The 18221-nt window shown below is 51.6% G+C and carries 18 protein-coding genes; 9 read left to right on the top strand and 9 right to left on the bottom strand.

Annotation, left to right across the window (positions count from 1 at the left end; translation table 11 throughout):
- Both VIN66_RS18280 and VIN66_RS18275 read left to right on the top strand, forming a co-directional pair.
- Positions 1-1027 (top strand): protein-disulfide reductase DsbD family protein (locus VIN66_RS18280; RefSeq protein ID WP_331925321.1); only part of this gene is annotated, 1027 nt, incomplete at its 5' end.
- A 38-nt stretch (positions 1028-1065) separates the two neighbouring features.
- Positions 1066-1665, top strand: a complete 600-nt coding sequence (locus VIN66_RS18275) for a redoxin domain-containing protein (protein WP_331925320.1) — start codon at positions 1066-1068, stop codon at positions 1663-1665.
- Here VIN66_RS18275 and VIN66_RS18270 read toward each other — a convergent pair.
- The 3 genes from VIN66_RS18270 to mtnK all read right to left on the bottom strand — a co-directional run bounded on the left by VIN66_RS18270 (position 1662) and on the right by mtnK (position 5542).
- The gene (locus VIN66_RS18270; RefSeq protein WP_331925319.1) at positions 1662-2573 is read right to left on the bottom strand and encodes an exo-alpha-sialidase; all 912 of its coding nucleotides are present in this window, start codon (positions 2571-2573) and stop codon (positions 1662-1664) included. The genes VIN66_RS18275 and VIN66_RS18270 overlap by 4 nt on opposite strands.
- A gap of 56 nt (positions 2574-2629) precedes the next feature.
- A complete protein-coding gene (locus tag VIN66_RS18265; protein ID WP_331925318.1) occupies positions 2630-4084 on the bottom strand; it encodes an EAL domain-containing protein in 1455 nt (484 codons plus the stop codon).
- A gap of 258 nt (positions 4085-4342) precedes the next feature.
- Entirely contained in the window at positions 4343-5542 is a 1200-nt protein-coding gene (gene mtnK, locus VIN66_RS18260) for an S-methyl-5-thioribose kinase (RefSeq protein ID WP_331925317.1), read from the bottom strand.
- An 88-nt stretch (positions 5543-5630) separates the two neighbouring features.
- Here mtnK and mtnA point away from each other — a divergent pair, with 88 nt between their 5' ends.
- The gene (gene mtnA / locus VIN66_RS18255; RefSeq protein WP_331925316.1) at positions 5631-6659 is read left to right on the top strand and encodes an S-methyl-5-thioribose-1-phosphate isomerase; all 1029 of its coding nucleotides are present in this window, start codon (positions 5631-5633) and stop codon (positions 6657-6659) included.
- A 181-nt stretch (positions 6660-6840) separates the two neighbouring features.
- On the opposite strand, the gene VIN66_RS18250 is transcribed toward mtnA, so the two are convergent.
- The gene (locus VIN66_RS18250; RefSeq protein WP_331925315.1) at positions 6841-7368 is read right to left on the bottom strand and encodes a hypothetical protein; all 528 of its coding nucleotides are present in this window, start codon (positions 7366-7368) and stop codon (positions 6841-6843) included.
- A gap of 287 nt (positions 7369-7655) precedes the next feature.
- On the opposite strand from VIN66_RS18250, the gene VIN66_RS18245 reads away from it, so the two are divergent.
- Positions 7656-9563: a S9 family peptidase gene (locus tag VIN66_RS18245; RefSeq protein ID WP_331925314.1), complete on the top strand. Its 1908-nt coding sequence runs from the start codon at positions 7656-7658 to the stop codon at positions 9561-9563.
- 40 nt (positions 9564-9603) lie between these two features.
- Here the strand turns inward: VIN66_RS18245 and VIN66_RS18240 are convergent, their stop codons facing one another.
- The 4 genes from VIN66_RS18240 to VIN66_RS18225 all read right to left on the bottom strand — a co-directional run bounded on the left by VIN66_RS18240 (position 9604) and on the right by VIN66_RS18225 (position 12637).
- On the bottom strand, positions 9604-10494 hold the full coding sequence (locus tag VIN66_RS18240; protein ID WP_331925313.1) for a LysR family transcriptional regulator: 891 nt from the start codon (positions 10492-10494) through the stop codon (positions 9604-9606).
- Between the two features lie 286 nt (positions 10495-10780).
- Entirely contained in the window at positions 10781-11323 is a 543-nt protein-coding gene (locus VIN66_RS18235) for an acireductone dioxygenase (protein WP_331925312.1), read from the bottom strand.
- 3 nt (positions 11324-11326) lie between these two features.
- Positions 11327-12001 carry an acireductone synthase gene (mtnC, locus tag VIN66_RS18230; protein WP_331925311.1) on the bottom strand — a complete coding sequence of 225 codons (675 nt, stop codon included), beginning with the start codon at positions 11999-12001 and terminating at the stop codon, positions 11327-11329.
- Positions 12002-12004: 3 nt separating this feature from the next.
- Entirely contained in the window at positions 12005-12637 is a 633-nt protein-coding gene (locus tag VIN66_RS18225) for a methylthioribulose 1-phosphate dehydratase (protein ID WP_331925310.1), read from the bottom strand.
- 132 nt (positions 12638-12769) lie between these two features.
- Here VIN66_RS18225 and VIN66_RS18220 point away from each other — a divergent pair, with 132 nt between their 5' ends.
- The 3 genes from VIN66_RS18220 to VIN66_RS18210 are packed head-to-tail and all read left to right on the top strand — an operon-like array spanning position 12770 to position 15845.
- Complete coding sequence (locus VIN66_RS18220) at positions 12770-13888, top strand: methionine aminotransferase (protein WP_349257539.1); 1119 nt, start codon at positions 12770-12772, stop codon at positions 13886-13888.
- Complete coding sequence (locus VIN66_RS18215) at positions 13876-14688, top strand: amidohydrolase (RefSeq protein WP_331925308.1); 813 nt, start codon at positions 13876-13878, stop codon at positions 14686-14688. The genes VIN66_RS18220 and VIN66_RS18215 overlap by 13 nt, the downstream gene beginning before the upstream one ends.
- On the top strand, positions 14688-15845 hold the full coding sequence (locus tag VIN66_RS18210; RefSeq protein ID WP_331925307.1) for an MFS transporter: 1158 nt from the start codon (positions 14688-14690) through the stop codon (positions 15843-15845). The genes VIN66_RS18215 and VIN66_RS18210 overlap by 1 nt, the downstream gene beginning before the upstream one ends.
- On the opposite strand, the gene VIN66_RS18205 is transcribed toward VIN66_RS18210, so the two are convergent.
- Positions 15807-16307 carry a M48 family metallopeptidase gene (locus VIN66_RS18205; RefSeq protein WP_331925306.1) on the bottom strand — a complete coding sequence of 167 codons (501 nt, stop codon included), beginning with the start codon at positions 16305-16307 and terminating at the stop codon, positions 15807-15809. The two genes, VIN66_RS18210 and VIN66_RS18205, sit on opposite strands and share 39 nt — an antisense overlap.
- Before the next feature lie 133 nt (positions 16308-16440).
- On the opposite strand from VIN66_RS18205, the gene VIN66_RS18200 reads away from it, so the two are divergent.
- On the top strand, positions 16441-16866 hold the full coding sequence (locus VIN66_RS18200; protein ID WP_331925305.1) for a cytidine deaminase: 426 nt from the start codon (positions 16441-16443) through the stop codon (positions 16864-16866).
- Positions 16867-16869: 3 nt separating this feature from the next.
- The gene (deoA, locus tag VIN66_RS18195; RefSeq protein WP_331925304.1) at positions 16870-18183 is read left to right on the top strand and encodes a thymidine phosphorylase; all 1314 of its coding nucleotides are present in this window, start codon (positions 16870-16872) and stop codon (positions 18181-18183) included.
- The last annotated feature ends 38 nt before the right edge of the window (positions 18184-18221 follow it).

Here is an 18221-nt window from a genome sequence, read left to right as displayed (position 1 = left end):
ATTGTTAATTGTGCTGCGTGGTGCCGGCGCTGCCGTGGGCTGGGGTTTCCAGCTGCAAAACCCGTATCTGGTGGCCGTATTAGTCTACCTGTTGTTTGCGCTGGGGCTAAGTCTGTCCGGCGTGGTACAGTTTGGCCTTGGCCTGATGAATAGCGGCAACACGCTGGCAAGCACCGGTGGTAGCAGGGGCGCGTTTTTTACCGGTGTACTGGCCGTGGTAGTGGCAAGCCCGTGTACAGCGCCCTTTATGGGCACGGCATTAGGTTATGCCGTCAGCCAGAATGCGGCTATAGCGCTGCTGGTATTTGTCGCGCTGGGTTTTGGTATGGCACTGCCATTTTTACTGCTGGCATTTGTACCGGGTTTTGCCCGTGTGCTGCCTAAGCCCGGTGTCTGGATGGATACGCTGAAGCAATGGCTGGCTTACCCGCTGTATTTAAGTGCGGTCTGGCTGCTGTGGGTATATGGCCGTCAAAGTGGTGTTGATGCTCAGGCGCTGTTGCTGATTGGCGTAGTCTGTATCGCGGCGGCGAGCTGGCTGTGGGGGCGGCGCCAGTTATCTCTGGCCGGGAAGGGTAGTGTCATGCTGGCAGCGGTATTACTGCTGTTGGCGTTAGTATTGCCGGCGATAGCACCCTATGAGCAGCGCAACCAGGCAGAGACAGCTGCATCAGAGCAGTCATGGCAAAACTGGTCTGCCGGCACACTTAGTGAGCTACGCCAGCAAGGTAAGCCGGTATTGGTGAATATGACGGCCGACTGGTGTATCACTTGTCTGGTAAATGAGCGGGTAGCACTGAGCAGCGACAGTACCAAAGCGGCACTGGCACTGTACGATGTGACTTATCTGAAAGGCGACTGGACGTTGCGTGATGCAGCTATTACCAAATATCTGCGCTTGTATCAGCGCGATGGTGTACCGCTGTACGTATTGTATTGGCCTGGGCAGCAGCCTGAAGTGCTGCCGCAGATTTTAACGCCTGATACGGTACCGCAAGCGCTGGCGCGGTTAAGCCGGCAACCCTGAACGTTAGTGAAAATTGATAGCTTACAGGAGACATAAAGATGAAATTACGTCATTTAGTATTAGCAGCATCGGCTGCTGTGTTGTCGCTGGGCTTAACGGCTGCGCCGCAGATTGGCGCGCCGGCACCGGATTTTACGGTGATTGACTCTAAAGGCAGCAGCCACAGTTTGCGCGACTTTGCCGGTAAAACCGTCGTGCTGGAGTGGACCAATCACGATTGTCCGTTTGTGAAAAAGCACTATCAGGGCAATATGCAGGCGCTGCAAAAAGAGATGGCGGCGCAGGATGTGATCTGGCTCAGTGTTATTTCATCAGCGCCTGGTAAGCAGGGCCACGTTTCACCCTCAGAAGCAGATGATCTGACTGCCAGCCGCAATGCTGCACCTACTGCAGTAGTGTTTGATGAGTCTGGTGTGGTAGGTCAAGCGTATGCCGCAAAAACAACACCGCATATGTATGTGATAGATAAAGCCGGCGTATTGCAGTATATGGGTGGCATTGACAGTATTCCGTCGGCAAAAGTAGATGATATCGCCAAAGCAACACCGTTGTTTGCCAACGCGGCTAAAGCGGTGTTAGCCGGCGAAACACCCGATCCTGCAATCAGTAAACCTTATGGCTGTAGTGTGAAGTACTAGTTATCGGCCGCCAGTGAGACAACAGCGAGGTATATCGCTGTTGTCTCTTCATGTGATGAATAGTAACTGATGTACAGTGTGTTGCCGCGCAGCACCATGCCAGCGTAGCTGCAGTCGCCACCTGAGGGCAGCGCCAGCGCTTCTGTGAGCCGGCCAGTTGCGCTGTCTAACCAGCACAGGCTGGTTCGTACCTCGTTATCATATAATCTGACACAACACAGCAATCTGCCATCAGGCAGTTTAAGCCACTGTGGTCCGCCTATGCGACAGCCAATGTCCTGCCAAACCCAATCAGTGTAAGGCGGTTTGCTCTGGCCGAACAAACCGTGCTCCGGGTCACGCCGCAACAGACACAACATAGTGCCGGCACTGTCAAACAGCAGGCCGCTCTCATTGGCATAGCTGCCGCTGTAAATATCGGCCACAGCACTGAAATTGCACTGGTCTGCGCTATGGTACAGTCGCATAAAGTGAGGTTTGCCGATTTTATATCCCAGTGCATACAGCTGCTTATGCCGCCATGCCATACGCCACAACCAGATATTATGTTCACCAATAGCCGTTGCAGCAGACCAGTTAGCACCATCATCTGACTGCCAAATGTATGATTTGTGGCTACATTTGCTGCGGTCGTGTAGGGCCCCGGCACCAAGCAACAACAGCTTGCCATCTGGTGTCTGGCTGAATTTGGCATCGCGCAGATCGGCCCCGTCGTCCTGGATCAGTGCGACACTGTGCCAGTTTAGCGTGTCTTCAGAGCGCAGAATGCGTAAGGCGCCATCGCCGGATACGTGGCTGCTGCCTTCGCGGCAGACGCACCACAAGGCTCCGTTAAAATCGATCAGATCAGTAAAAGCGTTGTGAGGTGCCTGTTGCCAGATGCGGTTTACCTGGTGTAATTGCAGCATCTTCATCTCCGGTTTGCCTGAGCAGACTACAACCTTAGCTTGGCTGGACTACTATTTCAGCTGCTTTTGCGCTGCTGGTGGGAAAATTGTTGTAAATAATCGGCAAACTCTGCCAGTGGCATCGCCTTGGCGAAATGCCAGCCCTGGCCCAGTTCTATACCCAGTGAACGCAACAGGCTGGCCTGAGCCAGATTTTCGATGCCTTCTGCGACAATGCGATAGTTCAGTAACCTTGCAATGTCGCGGATCTTCGGTATTAATGTTGATTTAATGCTGTCCGCTTCCATGTCCTGGATAAAGCTTTTATCAATTTTCAGATAGTCAGCGTTTAACGAGCGTAATCCGGCGAGGTTGGAATAGCCGGTGCCAAAGTCATCAATCGACAGCAGCAAGCCTGCGGCTTTCAGTGATGCCAGATGCTGTTTGGAACGACTAAAGCTCAGTTCCTGCTGTTCGGTGATTTCCAGTACAAGTTTGATCTTACGTTGCTGTACTTCCGGCAGTTGCAGTAATTGCAGGATCTGGCCACTGGCAATATCCTGCGGATAAACGTTCAGCGACAAGTAAAATTGCTCAGATAACCCCGGTACTGTGCTCAAACCGCTAAGTGCCTGCTGGGCGATAAAGCACGTGAACTGGCTGCTTAGCCCAAGCTTACTCAGCATCGGAATAAACTGTAGTGGGCTCAGTTGCCCAAGCGGGTCCTGATAGCGTGCCAGCACTTCACAGCCGGTAACCTGATTTTGCTCTAAATCGATGATGGGTTGAAACACCACTGAAAAATGGCCATGCTTTAAGCCTTTGCTTACCCGGTAGCGCAGGCTGTGGCGGCGCACAGCCAGTTGGCGCCAGCCAAACCAGGCCAGAACACTCAGTGCCAGCAGCGCCAGGATGACAACAGTGCTCTGCAGCGGATAATTTCGCAGCAATAAGATAAAGCTAAACTGCTGCGCCAGACAAAATCGGGAATAGGCAGAGCACTGATGATAGTAATAATCCGGCCACTGCAGACTGGCAAAGGTTTCAGGCTGTGCACTCTGATAAACTCCACGCTTGCCACTGATATGGGCTACCGCTATACCGGCAATATTCACCAGCTGCCAGCGCACATCGTGCCGTGGTGGCAGGCTGTCGATATCGCTGACAATAGTGACACTGTAATGCTGCTGGCGCACGACGGTGCCAGTCAGGCGCTGGCTGATATCGCCCAGTGGTTGCTGCAGCCAGATACTGCTGTTACGCACCGAATAAAAGCTGGGGTCATCACTTACCGGGTATTGGCTGAGCTTACCGGCGCTGGCTGAGCAGATGGCATCATTGCCGTTATAGTAAGTAATATCACGGATATAACGTGTCCCCAGCAACAACTGCCGGATTGCGGCCAAATCAGCCGCGCTGCAGTGCTGTGCTGGCATAGCATTCAGTTGATCGAGGGTGTGCTGGGTTTCTGTTGCGATGTCATCGACGCGGCTCAGGTATTCCTGCGTACTCTGTTGCAGACTATAATGCACTGAGCTGCTAACGGCGACGCCCAATAAAACTGAGAGTATACAGGCAGTTAGCACCGCCACCGCAGCAGCGAAATATTTGTGATAAACCCAGAGCGCCAAATGTACCTCTATAACCAACGGCAGCCATGCCTTTGCAGCCTACAGCGCGCATCAGCTTGGGTACAGTGCGAAAGTGTAACCAACTGTTCACAGTCAATTTAGCTGTGCGCATTATCCATCAGTAGATAAAGCGACACTCTGTTGCAGTTTCTTTAATTTTTATTTCAGGTAACGAAGTAACGTCAGCACCTGATCAATATTACTCAGTTCACGGCGTTGCATAATCAGCTCACGACCAAGCTGTAACGCTTTGCGCTCACTCTGAGCCCGCAGGTCATTGTCGCCGATGCTGTCAAGGTCAGCCACATGTGCCAGGCCAACAGTGCGGCGGATCAGTTCGCAGCCAGCGTAACCTAAAGCGTCGGCAAATATCTGTTGCATAAAATGCTGCTGGTAGCGGCTGTTTTGTAGACTTGGCTCGCGGCATTCAGTCTCCATCAGCTGTTTGAACTGCTGTGCAAATTGCTGCCATAGCAGGCGGATTTGCTGCTGCAGATAGTCCTGATGCTGCTGGCGGGTTTCGTGGTCCGCCGTTAGACCGAAATGCCCCAGATAGTTAAGTAACAGGTTGCCAATCAGGCTACCGACGTCAAAACCAATAGGGCCGTAAAAACCAAACTCTGCGTCAATCAGCTTACAGTTTTCGTCATTAATAAAAATGCTGCCGCTGTGTACATCACCATGCAGCAATGCCTGCGGTTTAGATAAAAAGTCAGCTTTTAGCTGCGCGACTTCCGCCTGCAGTAATTCATCATGCCACAATTGCTGGGCTTCGCTGTTAATTGCAGGATGAATGTTATTGCGTTCGTGGTTGCAGTACGGGTCGGTAAAGAACAAGTCTTCGGTGATCAGGCACAGTTCAGGGTTGAGAAAACGGCCAACCTGCTGCTTTTTATTCGGCCCGGTCAGGGCGAAGTCACTGGTGAAATACAGGGTGTGTGCCAGATAGGTGGCCAGCTGCGGCGCCAGATGCGCAAACTGTTTGCCGCTGATCAGCTCGGTGCGCAAAATGCGGTAATCTTTTAAATCTTCCATCAGAATAGCGGCCTGCTCAGCGTCATAGTGCAGTACCTCTACGGTGTGATCCGGGCACAGTTTACGGTGTTTCAGCAGTACTTCCGCTTCAATACGGGCGCGGTCTATCGTCAGTGGCCAACTTTCACCGACACAGCGGGCATAAGGCAGTGCCTGTTTTACAATCAGACTGGTGCCTTTGTCATTGCTAACCCGGAACACCAGGTTCAGGTTACCGTCGCCAAATTCCTCGCAGCTTAACTTGCTGTGATCGCCAAATAAGCCACTATGCTCGTCGGCAAAGCGCATAGCGTCATCAGTGGTAAAGGTGCGGTATTCGGCCATAGTGTCGGTTCCATACTTGTGTTGAAAAAAGCAGGCCTGCATAATCGCAAACCTTATAGACGTCTGCAACGCCAAACAGGAATAAGCTATGAAAAACTTGACCTCACTCAGCCTGAAAACCGTGCAGGGCGAATTATTTGTACTGGATCAAACCTTGTTGCCGCAGCGCCAGCTTTGGCTGCTGTGTCAAACCGTGCCCGCTATGGTTGCGATGATTAAAGCACTGCAACTGCGCGGTGCCCCTGCTATTGGTATTGGCGCCTGCCTGTTACTGGCATACCGCGCTAGCTGCGGCGACAGCCGCGAGCAGTTGCTGCTGGATGCTGAGGTGTTGCGTGCAGCACGGCCAACCGCGGTTAATCTGATGAACAATCTTGATACGATGATAGCTGCGCTGGCGCAGGATGATTACAAAGCGGCCGCTATCGCCTGTGCTGAACAGTTATTTGCCGAAGATGTAGCCTTGTGCCAGCGTATGGCGGAGCATGGCGCGGCGCTGGTGCAACAGGGCGAGCAGCTGCTGACACACTGCAATACCGGCGGCCTGGCAACAGCCGGCGTCGGCACGGCACTCGGGGTGATTAATCTGGCGCATCAGCAGGGTAAAAATATCCGCCTGTGGGTGGACGAAACCCGACCGCTATTGCAAGGCGGACGGTTAACCGCCTGGGAATGCCAGCAGTTAGGCATTCCGTACCAGCTGATTTGCGACAATATGGCCGCTATGCTGATGGCGCGTGGCCAGGTCGACCGTATTTTTGTCGGCTCTGACCGCATTGCCGCCAATGGTGATTTTGCCAATAAAGTAGGCACTTACTCACTGGCCGTGCTGGCGCATTATCACCAGGTGCCATTTTACGTGGTAGCTCCGCATACCACAGTCGATTTAGCCTGTGCCGATGGCAGTGCTATCCCGATAGAGCAACGTGATGGTAGTGAAGTACGCGGTGTCAGCGGAGCCTTTGGTAGTGCCATCTGGGCGCCGGAGCAGGCAAATGTATTTAACCCGGCATTTGATGTCACACCAGCAGAACTGGTGACCGGTTGGGTACTGGATACCGGCGTTTACTCACAGGCTGATATTGCAGGTGGTGTGTTGGCGCAATTCGCCGGATAAAAACAAAGTTACAGATAAAAAAACAGAGTTACACCGGGGAGTAGTAACTCTGTGATACACACGGGGGAGTGTAATAGTCGAAGCAGTGAACAGGCGCTTACTCTGTTTACTGCCGGGTACTGCTATCAGACAAGGTGCAGGCGCTTACTCTGCACTAAGCTGATTTCAGTATCAGCAGTGCTTATTCTGCCGATACCATAGCTACATCTAAACCGCTGTTTGCTTTATTCAGAGCTAACTCTAAACGCTGCAGGTTGTGCAGGTTAACATCGCTGCGGTTTAATTCCGCTGCGCGGCTAAAATCAGCCAGAGCAGCAAGGTTGTTGTTCTGCAGTAAACGCAGAACGCCACGGTTAGTCAGGGCATAGGCACGCATTTCACGTTTTTCGCCGCTGCTGACATAATGAAACTGCTGTGCAGCTGAAACGGCACTGTCACAGGCTGTTTCTGCTTGTTGCAGTTTGCCGCTTTTAGTGAAGCCAACGCACAGGCTCATCTGGCGTGAGAAGTTATCTACTTCTGCACTGTTGCTGGCTAAGGTTTCAGTAATACCCTGGTCGAACTGACCGGCCTGTAAAGCCGCTACGCCAGGTGTATCTTCAATTAGTACCATTTTATAGCCATTGGTGTTGGCTGATGCGAGAAATGAACCCGAGGCCATCAGCATCAACGCCAAAGAACTGCCTAACTTAACTGATCTCGCTTTCATAATGTGTTGCTCCCAATTTCCCATCCAAGCAGCCGCTGTCGGTCTGCAGGAGTAATTTTGAGCAAAAGCACTAGAACTGACAAACGATAAAAAAAAACCTGACAAGTGAAAAAAATTCATCTGTCCGGTTCATTCAGCTGTAATACATCTTGGGATTGGTCCGGTGTAAATAAATGGTATCGCTAAAATAGCATTTTTTGATAGCATGTTTCACAGGATTAATGGAGACGTAAAGAGGATCTGGGATGTTCAAACGATGGATTGGAGCCATGCTGTGCGGATTATGTATGTCAGTGCAGGCTCAGGGTCTTACTCTGGAAGATTTCGCCCGGCACGAACAGTTTATTGAAGTCAAAATCTCGCCCACCGGACAGTATTTGGCAGCAACACGTCGTGATGCAGACGGCCAGATAGAGCTAGTTGTTATTGACCGCCAAAAAATGCAGTTAGTGTCTCAACGCCACTTTTCCGGTAAAGACTCTATCGGGGGGTTTGATTGGGCTAACAATGAACGTTTGATGCTCAATATTGCCCGGGAGGGTGGAGCATTGGAAAAGCCTGTTGCGACAGGTGAGTTGTTCGCAATGGATGCAAACGGCAAAAGGTCTTTGTTTTTAACCGGTGTAAGTTCCAAAGACAAAAGTACAACAGTGTCTACAGTGATCGACTGGTTGCCAAAAGAAGAAGATAACGTTGTTATTGCCGAATATAACTGGCGCAATAGAGACCCTTTGGTTTTTTTTCATAAGTTAAACATCAGAACCGGGCGCAAAAGCAGCCTTGGTAGTGCGCCGATCCGAGCGGTAGCCGGGGTGATAGCAGCTTTGACTGATGCTGAGGGTTACCCCAGACTGGTCGCAGGGTTAGATTCAAAAGACAATAACAAGTTGATTATTATGCACCGTGCTGAGCGCAGTGGTGATTGGCAAACCGTTGCTTCTTACCAGCGTAAAGCAGGCAGTTTCTCGCCACTCGCTTTCTCGCAAGATGGTGCCGCAGTGTATGGCGTATCTGATGCGACAACAAATACTATGGCATTGGCAAAACTCGATATAGCGACGGGAGCCGAAACCTTATTAATGGTTAGCGAAGACGCCGATATATTTCCAATTTTCAGCTTTAAAAACGGCCGCGCGGCGGAGTTGATTGGCGCCAGTTTTGAATATGATCAGTTGGGCAGCCATTTTATGACTGAGGTGCAGGATAAAGCAGCCAGTTCTACTATTCAGGGGTTACTGGCGGCTTTTCCAAATAAAGCGGTGAAGCTGACTTCAGCGACTGCAGATAACAAACTGATGATTTTAGAAGTTGCCTCTGCAAATGATCCACGCGCGTTTTACTTGTTTGATGCAGAGAAAAAGCAGATCGGCTTTTTGCTGGAAGCCGCCCCCTGGTTTGCAAATCAGGCGATATCGCAAACCCAAAGCATTACTTACAAAGCGCGTGATGGCCAGGAAATTGTCGCTTTGTTAACGTTGCCACATGACCGTGAAGCTAAAAACCTGCCGCTGGTGCTGATGCCACATGGTGGACCACATGGCGTGCGTGATTCAATGTCTGCTATGGAGGACGATGCCAAAGTATTGGCTGCTCATGGTTATGCGGTACTGCAACCGAACTTTCGTGGCTCAGGTGGCTTTGGTAAAGCCTTTTTAACTGCGGGCTACAAAAAGTGGGGCACACTGATGATTGATGACATGACCGATGGAGTGCGCCACATTATTGCACAGGGTATTGCAGATGAGCGCAGAGTGGCCGTTTATGGTGGCTCTTATGGCGGCTATGCGTCATTGATGAGTGCTATCCGTGAGCCGGAGCTTTATCGCTGCGCGATTAACTTTGTTGGTATGTCAGATTTATCACTGATGTATAAAGAAGGTGATACCACAGAGCACAACTTAGGTATTGATACTCTGGAAACCTATATCGGCCGCAGCGATGAGGTATTAAAGGGCCAGTCGGCGATTCATAATCTGGATAAACTGAAAGCGCCAGTGTTGATTATTCATGGTGCGGAAGATCAGCGTGTACCACTGGTGCAGGCAGAAGTGCTGAGAAAAGCCTTTGATGAACGGGGCCACCCCTATGAGTGGCTGGTAAAAGAAAAAGAAGGTCATGGTTTTTATAAACCGGAAAACAACGTAGAGCGTTGGCAGCGTATGTTAGCCTTCCTTGAAAAGCATATGGCGATCTGAAGATCGCCATTAAATCAGTTGATGGATATGCAGTAGTTTGTCAGGCGAGTGTTGCTAAGGGGCTGCTGCTCTTGAGCAGGAAGCTTTGCAGCACCCAGTCGATCAGTAGCTGTATTTCGTCCCGGGCCGGGTCGTTGTCGTGGCGCACCAGATAGTAACGGTCTCGGCTGAGCAGCTCCTGCTCGAACAGGCGTTGCAGGCTGCCGTTGGTAAACCAGCCGTTACTTATCGGCAGGGGTATTAACGCCACGCCTAAGCCCTGCTGGGCGGCGCGGGCAACACTGAACATGCTGTCGAGCTGAATAATCTGCTTCGGCTGAAAATTATGGTAGCCAACATGTTCTGCCCACTGGTGCCAGGCATGGGGTCTGGCTTGATGCAGGATCAACGGCACCTGTTCCAGTACGCGATAACCTTTGCTGTGCCATTTATGATACTGCTGTGTATTACAGGCTGGCACATAGCTGATGGGGAACAGGTCGTATGCGACGATTTCAGTCGGTGTTTTGCCGGATAAAATAATCGATAAGTCAGTGTATTTTGGGCTTTCACGCCGCGATTTTACCGTTTCCAGCTTCAGGTTAATGTTCGGGTATTGCTCTGACCAGCCAATTAAGCGCGGGACAAACAGTTCACTGGCAAAAAACTCCGGCATGGAAATACTGACTTCCAGCATGCGCTGCGCCTGACTGAACTCGCCTATCGTCATCGCCAGTTGATGCATTAAAGGTTCTATCGCCTGATAAAACCGCTTACCGGTTTCAGTCAGAACTATGGCACGGGTCTGGCGTTCGAATAACTGCAGGTTGAGGTTGTCCTCCAGTTGTTTGATCTGGTGACTGACTGCTGAAGGTGTCAGGTACAGCCTTTTCGCAGTTTCCTTGAAACTTAAACAATCCGCAGCGACGCAAAAACAACGCAGGCCGCGCATGGGTGTATGCATTGGCATTATATAGCACTCAGTCTCATGTATTAGCCGCTGGTTTTAGTCGACAAATATTGCATTATCATTAACAACGCTGAATTGATGCTTAACACTTTTGGCATAAAGCTGCTGCATAAAATGCACCAATGCTAATATTGCCGAAAGTACGGGGCTTCCGGTCAGCTTATTGTGATAAGTTGCATCATTTTGGCGCAGACGTTGCCTTAAAAGGTATCAGTTAAGGCGGATTTTACCAGTTAGCTGCGGGGTAGCAGGTGTTTAAGGCGTTGTTTTACGCCAGCAACGGAAAGCGACTGGCGATGCTGCTGCCAGTAAAGTCGGCTACCCAACCTGCCGGGTCATTAAACAGGCGAATAGCAGTAAACTCCGGCTCGCTGCCCATATCAAACCAGTGTGTGGTGCCAGCCGGCACGCTAATAAGGTCATTCTGCTGGCACAGTATCTGGTATACCTTGCCGTTGATATGCAGGCAGAATAAGCCCTGGCCACGGACAAAAAAACGCACTTCATCTTCGCTGTGGGTATGTTCTGCCAGAAATTTCTGCCGCAGTGCGGCTTTCTCCTGATGGCTGCTGCTGAGCGACACTACATCAACGGTAATATAGCCGCGCTCGGTTTTCAGTTTTTCGATGTCACTGGCATATGCCTGCAGTATCTGCTCATGGCTGCTTTGTGCATCGATCGGTGCTGTTGCCTGCCAGCGTTCAAAGCGGATACCGGCCAGCTGTAACTGTTGCACAATGGCTGCAACATCGCTGCTGGCAAACAGCGCTTGTGACGGGTCATCAGCGCTGAATATGGTTAAATGACTCATTTTTTACTCCGCAATCTGATAAAAGTCGGTGGCCGTTTTATGTTTTGTTGCCGGTTGCCCTTCCCGGATTAACTGCACCGTGTCGATACCCAGCTGTGCTGCTGCATCCAGCTCTGCGGTAACATCAGATAAAAACAGCACTTGCTTTGGCGGCAGCTGTAACTGTTGCAAAATGGCGGCGTAAGAGGAAATATCGCGTTTCGCCCCGATACGGGTGTCAAAATAGCCACTGAATAATGGCGTTAAATCACCTGCATCACTGTACTGAAACAACAGTTGCTGTGCCTGAACAGAGCCGGAACTGTACACGTACAGCTTAACCCCCTGGCTGTGCCAATGCTGCAGTTGGCTGACAACATCGTCGTACAGATGGCCGGTAAAGGCGCCGGTCTGGTAGCCATGTTGCCATACCATGCCCTGCAGTGCTTTTAACGGGGTAACTTTTTCGTCTGCTGCGATCCATTGCAATAATTGCTGACTTATCTGCTCTATGCTGGCATCACTTTGCTGCATCAGCTGCCGGCATGCCTGCAGTTGGGCGGCCACATCCGGGTCATGCTGCCGGGCATGGATAAACGCCGGCAACTCGCGTGCGGCATAAGGAAACAGTACCTCGGTGACAAAGCTGATACGGCTGGTGGTGCCTTCAATATCGGTAACAATAGCGGAATACTTCACGGTCTACCTTGCTAGTTTTAACCTTTCCAGTTCGCAGTTTATAAGAAATTCCCAGCCTTCTAAATGTCTTTTTGCCTCGTCGAGGCTGCGACCCCAAACATAAAGGCCGTGACCACGCACCAGCAAACCCCAGTTCAAAGGTTGTTGCTGCCAGCGTTGGCTGACTTGGTCAGCCAACGCTGGAATGTCCTGCGTATTGTCAAACAGTGCCAGAGGGCAGGGGCTGTCATGGCTGGTGTTACCACTGATGGCTTTTTGCATTTCATAACCATTGAACAGGTAGCTATCTTCGGCTATCAGGCGTGAAAATACCGTAGCTTGTACAGAGTGGGTATGCAATACGGCCTTAATTTGGCCATCTAACTGGTAAAGCTGCGCATGTAACGCTGTTTCGGCTGATGGCTTGCCGGGGCAGCTAAGCTCTGCGCCTTGCCAGCTCACCGGCAGCAAATCCTGTGGGCTAAGCTCACCTTTATCTTTACCCGATGCGGTAACCAAAGCACTGTGCTCTGAGCTTCTTATAGAAAAGTTTCCGCCGGTGGCTGGTACCCAATGACGGCTGGCGATCCAGCGACCTAAAGCGCACAGCGCTATGGCGTTAGGATTAAGCTGATGCAGCTGGGCTGTATTATTCATGTTATCTGAACCTGGTTGCTAAACGTTTAAGCGTTTAGATGTCTATACATAAAACGGGCTAAATGATAGCATTCAAGCCGGTTTTCGCAACTTTTTCTTGCCGCTATGACATTGCACAGCAAACTGCCAAAGGTGGGCACCACCATTTTTAGCCAGATGTCTCAATTGGCTGCCAGGCACCAGGCGATTAATTTATCTCAGGGTTTCCCGGATTTTCCGGCAGATGCACTGCTACTGGATAAACTGGCTGAATATAGCCGGCAGGGGTTGAACCAATACGCGCCTATGCCCGGTATTGCAGAGCTGCGTGAACAAATCGCCGTGCTGATACAGCGCTGCTATCAGCGCGATGTCAGTGCTGAGGAGCATGTCACTGTTACCAGCGGCGCAACTGAAGCGCTGTTTGTTGCCATCAGTGCTGTGGTGCAAGCCAAAGATGAAGTAATTGTATTTGACCCGGCCTACGACAGTTATGAGCCGGCAATTAACCTGTGCGGCGGCACAGCTGTGCACATTGCCCTGCAGGCGCCGGGTTATCGTATCGACTGGCAGCAGGTGGCAAAATCGATCACTGCGCGTACTAAACTGATTATTGTTAACAGCCCGCATAATCCAACCGGCATGGTGTTTAGCCAATCAGACTGGCTGGCGCTGCAACAGCTGGTGCTGCAGCATAATTTGTACTGCATAAGCGATGAAGTGTACGAGCATATGGTATTTGACGGCGCAGTGCAGCTTAGTGCGCATTGCCTGCCTGAGTTGGCGCAGCGTTGCTTTATAGTCTCTTCATTTGGCAAAACCTTTCATGTTACCGGCTGGAAACTTGGTTATTGTGTCGCGCCGGCGGCTTTAACGGCAGAGTTTCGTAAACTGCATCAGTATGTAACGTTTTCCAGTTTTACACCTGCGCAGTACGCTGTGGCGGCGATGTTGAAGCAGCAACCACAGCAGGTCGTTGGGCTGGGCGCATTTTATCAGCGTAAGCGTGACAGTTTCGCCCGGCTACTACAGCACAGTCGTTTTAAGCTGTTACCTTGCCAGGGCACCTACTTTTTACTGGCAGATTACAGCGCCATCAGCGATCTGGATGATGTACAGTTTTGTCAGTGGCTGACCACAGAACATAAAGTGGCCGCTATTCCGTTGTCAGTGTTTTATCAATCGCCGCCAAATGCCCGGATTATCCGGTTTTGTTTCGCCAAACAGGACAGCACACTGCAGGCTGCGGCGGAGCTGTTATGTCAGATTTAAACAATACAGCGCAGGTGACGCCATTGCGGGTTGCCCTCATACAAACTGAGCTAGTGTGGCAGGATGCACTGGCAAACCGACAGCAGCTGGCCGCAAAGGTTGCGGCTTGTGCTGGCGCTGACCTGATTGTGCTGCCGGAGATGTTTACCACAGGCTTTTCGATGCAAAGCGATGCAATCGCAGAGCCCGAGGGTGACACCCTGGCTTGGCTGAAACAACAGGCGGCGTTAACCGGTGCGGCGCTGTGCGGCTCTGTGGCCACCCGTCTTGGTAGTGACTGTGTTAACCGTTGCTATTTTGTGACGCCAGAGGGCCAGGTTATAACCTATGATAAAAAGCATTTATTTCGTATGGCAGGCGAGCATCAGGCGTACCTTGCCGGCACTGAGCGTGTTGTCGTGCATTATCTTGGCTGGCGGTTGTTACTGCAGGTTTGTTATGACCTGCGTTTTCCGGTATTCAGCCGCAGCCGCAATGACTACGATATCGCGCTGTATGTCGCGAACTGGCCGGCGGCCAGAGCCCACGCCTGGCGTACTTTGCTACAAGCCAGAGCGATAGAAAATCAGGCCTTTGTGCTGGGCTGCAACCGGGTCGGTACCGATGGCAATGCGGTGGCATATAGCGGCGACAGTCTGATTGTTGATTATCTGGGGCAGCCTGTTGCAGATGTCAGTCCTGGTGAGGACAGTGTGCTGAGCGCTGAGCTGGATTATGTAAAGCTGCTACAATACCGGCAGCAGTTTCCGGCCGTACTGGATGCTGATCCTTTCACGTTGTCTGCCCCCAAGGAGTGTTAATGTCGCGTTTTCAGCCAACCGCAGCAATTTTCAGCGGCTTCTTCTTACTGGGTAACCTGATTATTCTGTGGGGCATGCTGTTACCAGATATGGCGCTGTCTTTGCAAATGGCGCCGGTGATAAGCGGCGTATTTTTTAGCCTGATGTCTGCCGGTACGATCGTCGGTGCAGTTATCGGCGGTAAATATGTGCAGAAGTTTAACTTTCTGCGCTTGTTCGCTGCTCTGGCGCTGGCAGAAGCTGTGCTGTTGGCTTTGCTGTCTTTCGTCAGCCACTGGCAGCTGTTACTGCCGCTGATTGTATTGGTGGGCATGACATATTCAGTGATGTTCACTATTGGCCACACACTGATCGCCCGGCTATATGCAGACCGGCGGGCGGCGATGATGGGGCTGATGGATTTTATGTTCAGCCTCGGTACGCTGACGGCACCACTTTGGGTGGTGGTATTGTATTGGTATGTTGCCGACTGGCGCTGGCCGGTACGGCTGATTGCTCTGGCTATGGTGGTAATGGCGGCGTACAGCTGGCGGCTTGGCGCACACAAGGTGGTGCAGCACCATGCGGCTGGCAGCAAAGGCAAAAGCTTATCGTACACTGCCGTACTTAAAAAGCCGGTGTTTGTTATTCTGCTGCTGGCGATGATAGGTTACGGTGCGGCAGAGTGGGGCCAGGGCAACTGGTTTGTCAGCTATGCCGTCAGCGGTGCCGGTTACAGTACTGAAGATGCGCGACTACTGCTGGCCTGGTTTACCGGCGGTATGGTACTGAGCCGTTTAGGCTTTGCCTTACTGCTACGCTGGCTGAGTGCGTCAGCATTAATGCGCATTCTGTCCGGTTGTGCGCTGGGTGGCGCGCTGATGTTGATCCTGGCGCACAGTTATCCGGCGTTGGTGCTGGGGAATTTTGCGCTTGGTATCGGTATCGGGGGTTTATTTCCGCTGCTTTTATCCACCGCTATGGATCTGGACTCCGACAATGGCCCTGTGCTGTCCGGGCTGGCTAATATTGGTACCTCGGTGGGGTTTCAGTTCGCTGGCCTGGTAACAGGGATCTGGGCACAGCAAGCTGGCATCTTACAGGCGTTTATGATGGTGCCGCTGGCCTGTGCCTGGCTGCTAATTATGATCTGGTTGTTCGCGGCAAAGCAGCCATAGCCGGGTATCGAGCTCCAGCTGATGATAAGCTGGTTCCATATGCTGACACAGCTGATAAAACGCTTTGTTATGTTGTTTCTCTTTAAAATGTGCCAGTTCATGCACCACTATCATCCGCAGGAATTCAGCCGGTGCCTGCTTAAACAGCGCGGCTATGCTGATACTGTTATGGGCTTTTAATTTGTTGCCCTGCACCCGGGACTGAAAGGTATGCATACCCAGCGCCTGTTGCAGGACATTCAGTTTGCTATCATATTTCACCGATGCCAGTTGTGCCGAATGGCGCATAAACTGATTTTTCAGCTCGCAAATGTAGTTATACAGGGCTTTGTCACTTTGTACCTGATGTGTTTGCGGGTATTTCTGCCGGATATAACTGTCGAGCTGGCCGCTTTGAAGTAACGCTTCGGCCTGCTGTTGAATGGGCTTGGGATATCCGGCCAGATATTTTACCGACTGCATGCGACCTTCCTCTTCTGACTGTGCTGACATTATAAAGCGCTTGGTGGCTAACGTCATGCTGTGAACTGCCGGACTTGACCCGGAAGCTATTCGCAGTAACACTACACTCCCATAACTAACACGAGTTTAACCAGTGAGCGAAATTAACTGGGCTGCCCTGCAACAGGCAGCGCAAGATGCCGCGGCGCAGGCATATGCGCCTTACAGTAAATTCCCGGTCGGTGTTGCTGTGCTTGCTGCCAGCGGTAAGGTTTATACCGGCTGCAACGTTGAAAATGCCTCTTATGGCGGCACCGTTTGTGCTGAGCGCAATGCCATCGCTGCTGCAGTAGTCGCCGGGGAGCGTAAGTTTGAGGCGCTTGTGGTATATACGCCCCAAACCATGTTAACGGCACCATGTGGTATTTGCCGGCAGGTGATTGCAGAATTTTTCAGCCCGGACGCACCTGTGGCCAGTTGTAATCATATGCAGCAACAGCAACAGTGGACACTGGGCGAGTTGTTACCTGCTGCTTTTACCCCAACCTATCTTGCCAATAGCACTAAAGTTGGAGCTTAATGCATGATCCCGCAGGAAATTATTAAAACAAAACGTAATGGTGGCAGTTTAAGCCAGGCTGAAATTAAGCAATTTGTAAAAGGCCTAACCGACGACAGTTTTAGCGAAGGGCAGGTCGCTTCGCTGGCAATGGCCATTTACCTCAATGGTATGAGTGTCGATGAAATTGTCACGCTAACCCTGGCGATGCGGGATAGTGGCACTGTACTGAACTGGCAAGGCAAACTGAATGGCCCCGTTGTTGATAAGCACAGCACAGGTGGTGTCGGTGATAAGGTGACACTGATGCTGGCACCGATGGTGGCCGCTTGCGGTGCTTTTATGCCAAGTATCGCCGGCCGGGGCTTAGGCCATACCGGTGGCACAGTCGACAAGTTGGAAACAATACCGGGCTACAGCTGTACACAAAGTCTGGAAAAAATCAGCCAGCTGTTGCCCAAGCTTGGCTGTGTCATCGTTGGCCAAAGCAGCCAGCTGGCTCCGGCAGATCGGCGCTTATATGCTATCCGCGATGTTACTGCTACCGTGGAGTCCATCCCGCTTATTACCGCATCCATTTTATCTAAAAAGTTATCAGAGGGGCTGGATGCTTTGGTAATGGACGTAAAAATTGGCAACGGTGCCATTATGCGCACCGTCAATGATGCCTCAGCGCTGGCCAACAGTATCGTCAACGTTGCCAATGGTGCCGGTGTGTCGACCCGGGCGCTGCTTACCGACATGAACCAGATTCTCGGGGCAACTGCCGGTAATGCACTGGAAGTTATGGAAACGCTGGATTATTTAACCGGTAAATACCGTGAGCCACGTTTACATCAGGTGACGCTGGAACTGGGCGCTAACATGTTAATGCTGGGTGGGCTATATCAGGATAAGGCCAGTGCAATCAAAGCGCTGGAGCATAGCTTAAGTTCAGGCAAAGCCGCTGAGATATTCGCCCGCATGGTATCGGCGCTTGGCGGGCCGGCTGATCTGATAGAAAAGCCTCAACAGTATCTGGCGTTGGCGCCAGTGGTGCAGGATGTTGTGGCATCTGCTGATGGTTATGTCAGTTATCAGGACACGGTAGCGCTTGGCATGGCGGTAGTGCGGCTGGGTGGCGGGCGTTCCCATCCGAGCCAGCAGATAGATCCGGCCGTCGGCTTTAGCCAGATTGTAGCTGCCGGCACTCAGGTGCGGCAGGGGGATGTTCTGGCGCGAGTGCACGCAGCAAACCGCGATGCCGCACAGGTTGCAGGGGCAGAGTATTTAGCGGCGCTACGCATAAACGCTGTGCAACAACCTGCCTTTCCGTTACTGCATCACACCATTGGCTAGCATCAATCAGTACACACAAGGCACTGGCAGCACCAGAT

Origin of the sequence: Rheinheimera sp. (assembly GCF_036568245.1) — a bacterium.
Classification (GTDB): Bacteria; Pseudomonadota; Gammaproteobacteria; order Enterobacterales; family Alteromonadaceae; genus Alishewanella.
This window is presented reverse-complemented; position numbering and strand designations above follow the sequence as displayed.

What these genes read in the sequence shown, in the direction of transcription:
- VIN66_RS18245 (WP_331925314.1), top strand. Translation starts at nt 7,656, where the DNA reads ATGTCAGTGCAGGCTCAGGGTCTTACTCTGGAAGATTTCGCCCGGCAC.
- VIN66_RS18215 (WP_331925308.1), top strand. Translation starts at nt 13,876, where the DNA reads ATGTCAGATTTAAACAATACAGCGCAGGTGACGCCATTGCGGGTTGCC.
- VIN66_RS18270 (WP_331925319.1), bottom strand. Translation starts at nt 2,573, where the DNA reads ATGCTGCAATTACACCAGGTAAACCGCATCTGGCAACAGGCACCTCAC.
- VIN66_RS18275 (WP_331925320.1), top strand. Translation starts at nt 1,066, where the DNA reads ATGAAATTACGTCATTTAGTATTAGCAGCATCGGCTGCTGTGTTGTCG.
- VIN66_RS18240 (WP_331925313.1), bottom strand. Translation starts at nt 10,494, where the DNA reads ATGCGCGGCCTGCGTTGTTTTTGCGTCGCTGCGGATTGTTTAAGTTTC.
- deoA (WP_331925304.1), top strand. Translation starts at nt 16,870, where the DNA reads ATGATCCCGCAGGAAATTATTAAAACAAAACGTAATGGTGGCAGTTTA.
- VIN66_RS18210 (WP_331925307.1), top strand. Translation starts at nt 14,688, where the DNA reads ATGTCGCGTTTTCAGCCAACCGCAGCAATTTTCAGCGGCTTCTTCTTA.
- VIN66_RS18225 (WP_331925310.1), bottom strand. Translation starts at nt 12,637, where the DNA reads ATGAATAATACAGCCCAGCTGCATCAGCTTAATCCTAACGCCATAGCG.
- mtnK (WP_331925317.1), bottom strand. Translation starts at nt 5,542, where the DNA reads ATGGCCGAATACCGCACCTTTACCACTGATGACGCTATGCGCTTTGCC.
- VIN66_RS18235 (WP_331925312.1), bottom strand. Translation starts at nt 11,323, where the DNA reads ATGAGTCATTTAACCATATTCAGCGCTGATGACCCGTCACAAGCGCTG.
- mtnA (WP_331925316.1), top strand. Translation starts at nt 5,631, where the DNA reads ATGAAAAACTTGACCTCACTCAGCCTGAAAACCGTGCAGGGCGAATTA.
- VIN66_RS18250 (WP_331925315.1), bottom strand. Translation starts at nt 7,368, where the DNA reads ATGAAAGCGAGATCAGTTAAGTTAGGCAGTTCTTTGGCGTTGATGCTG.
- VIN66_RS18205 (WP_331925306.1), bottom strand. Translation starts at nt 16,307, where the DNA reads ATGCAGTCGGTAAAATATCTGGCCGGATATCCCAAGCCCATTCAACAG.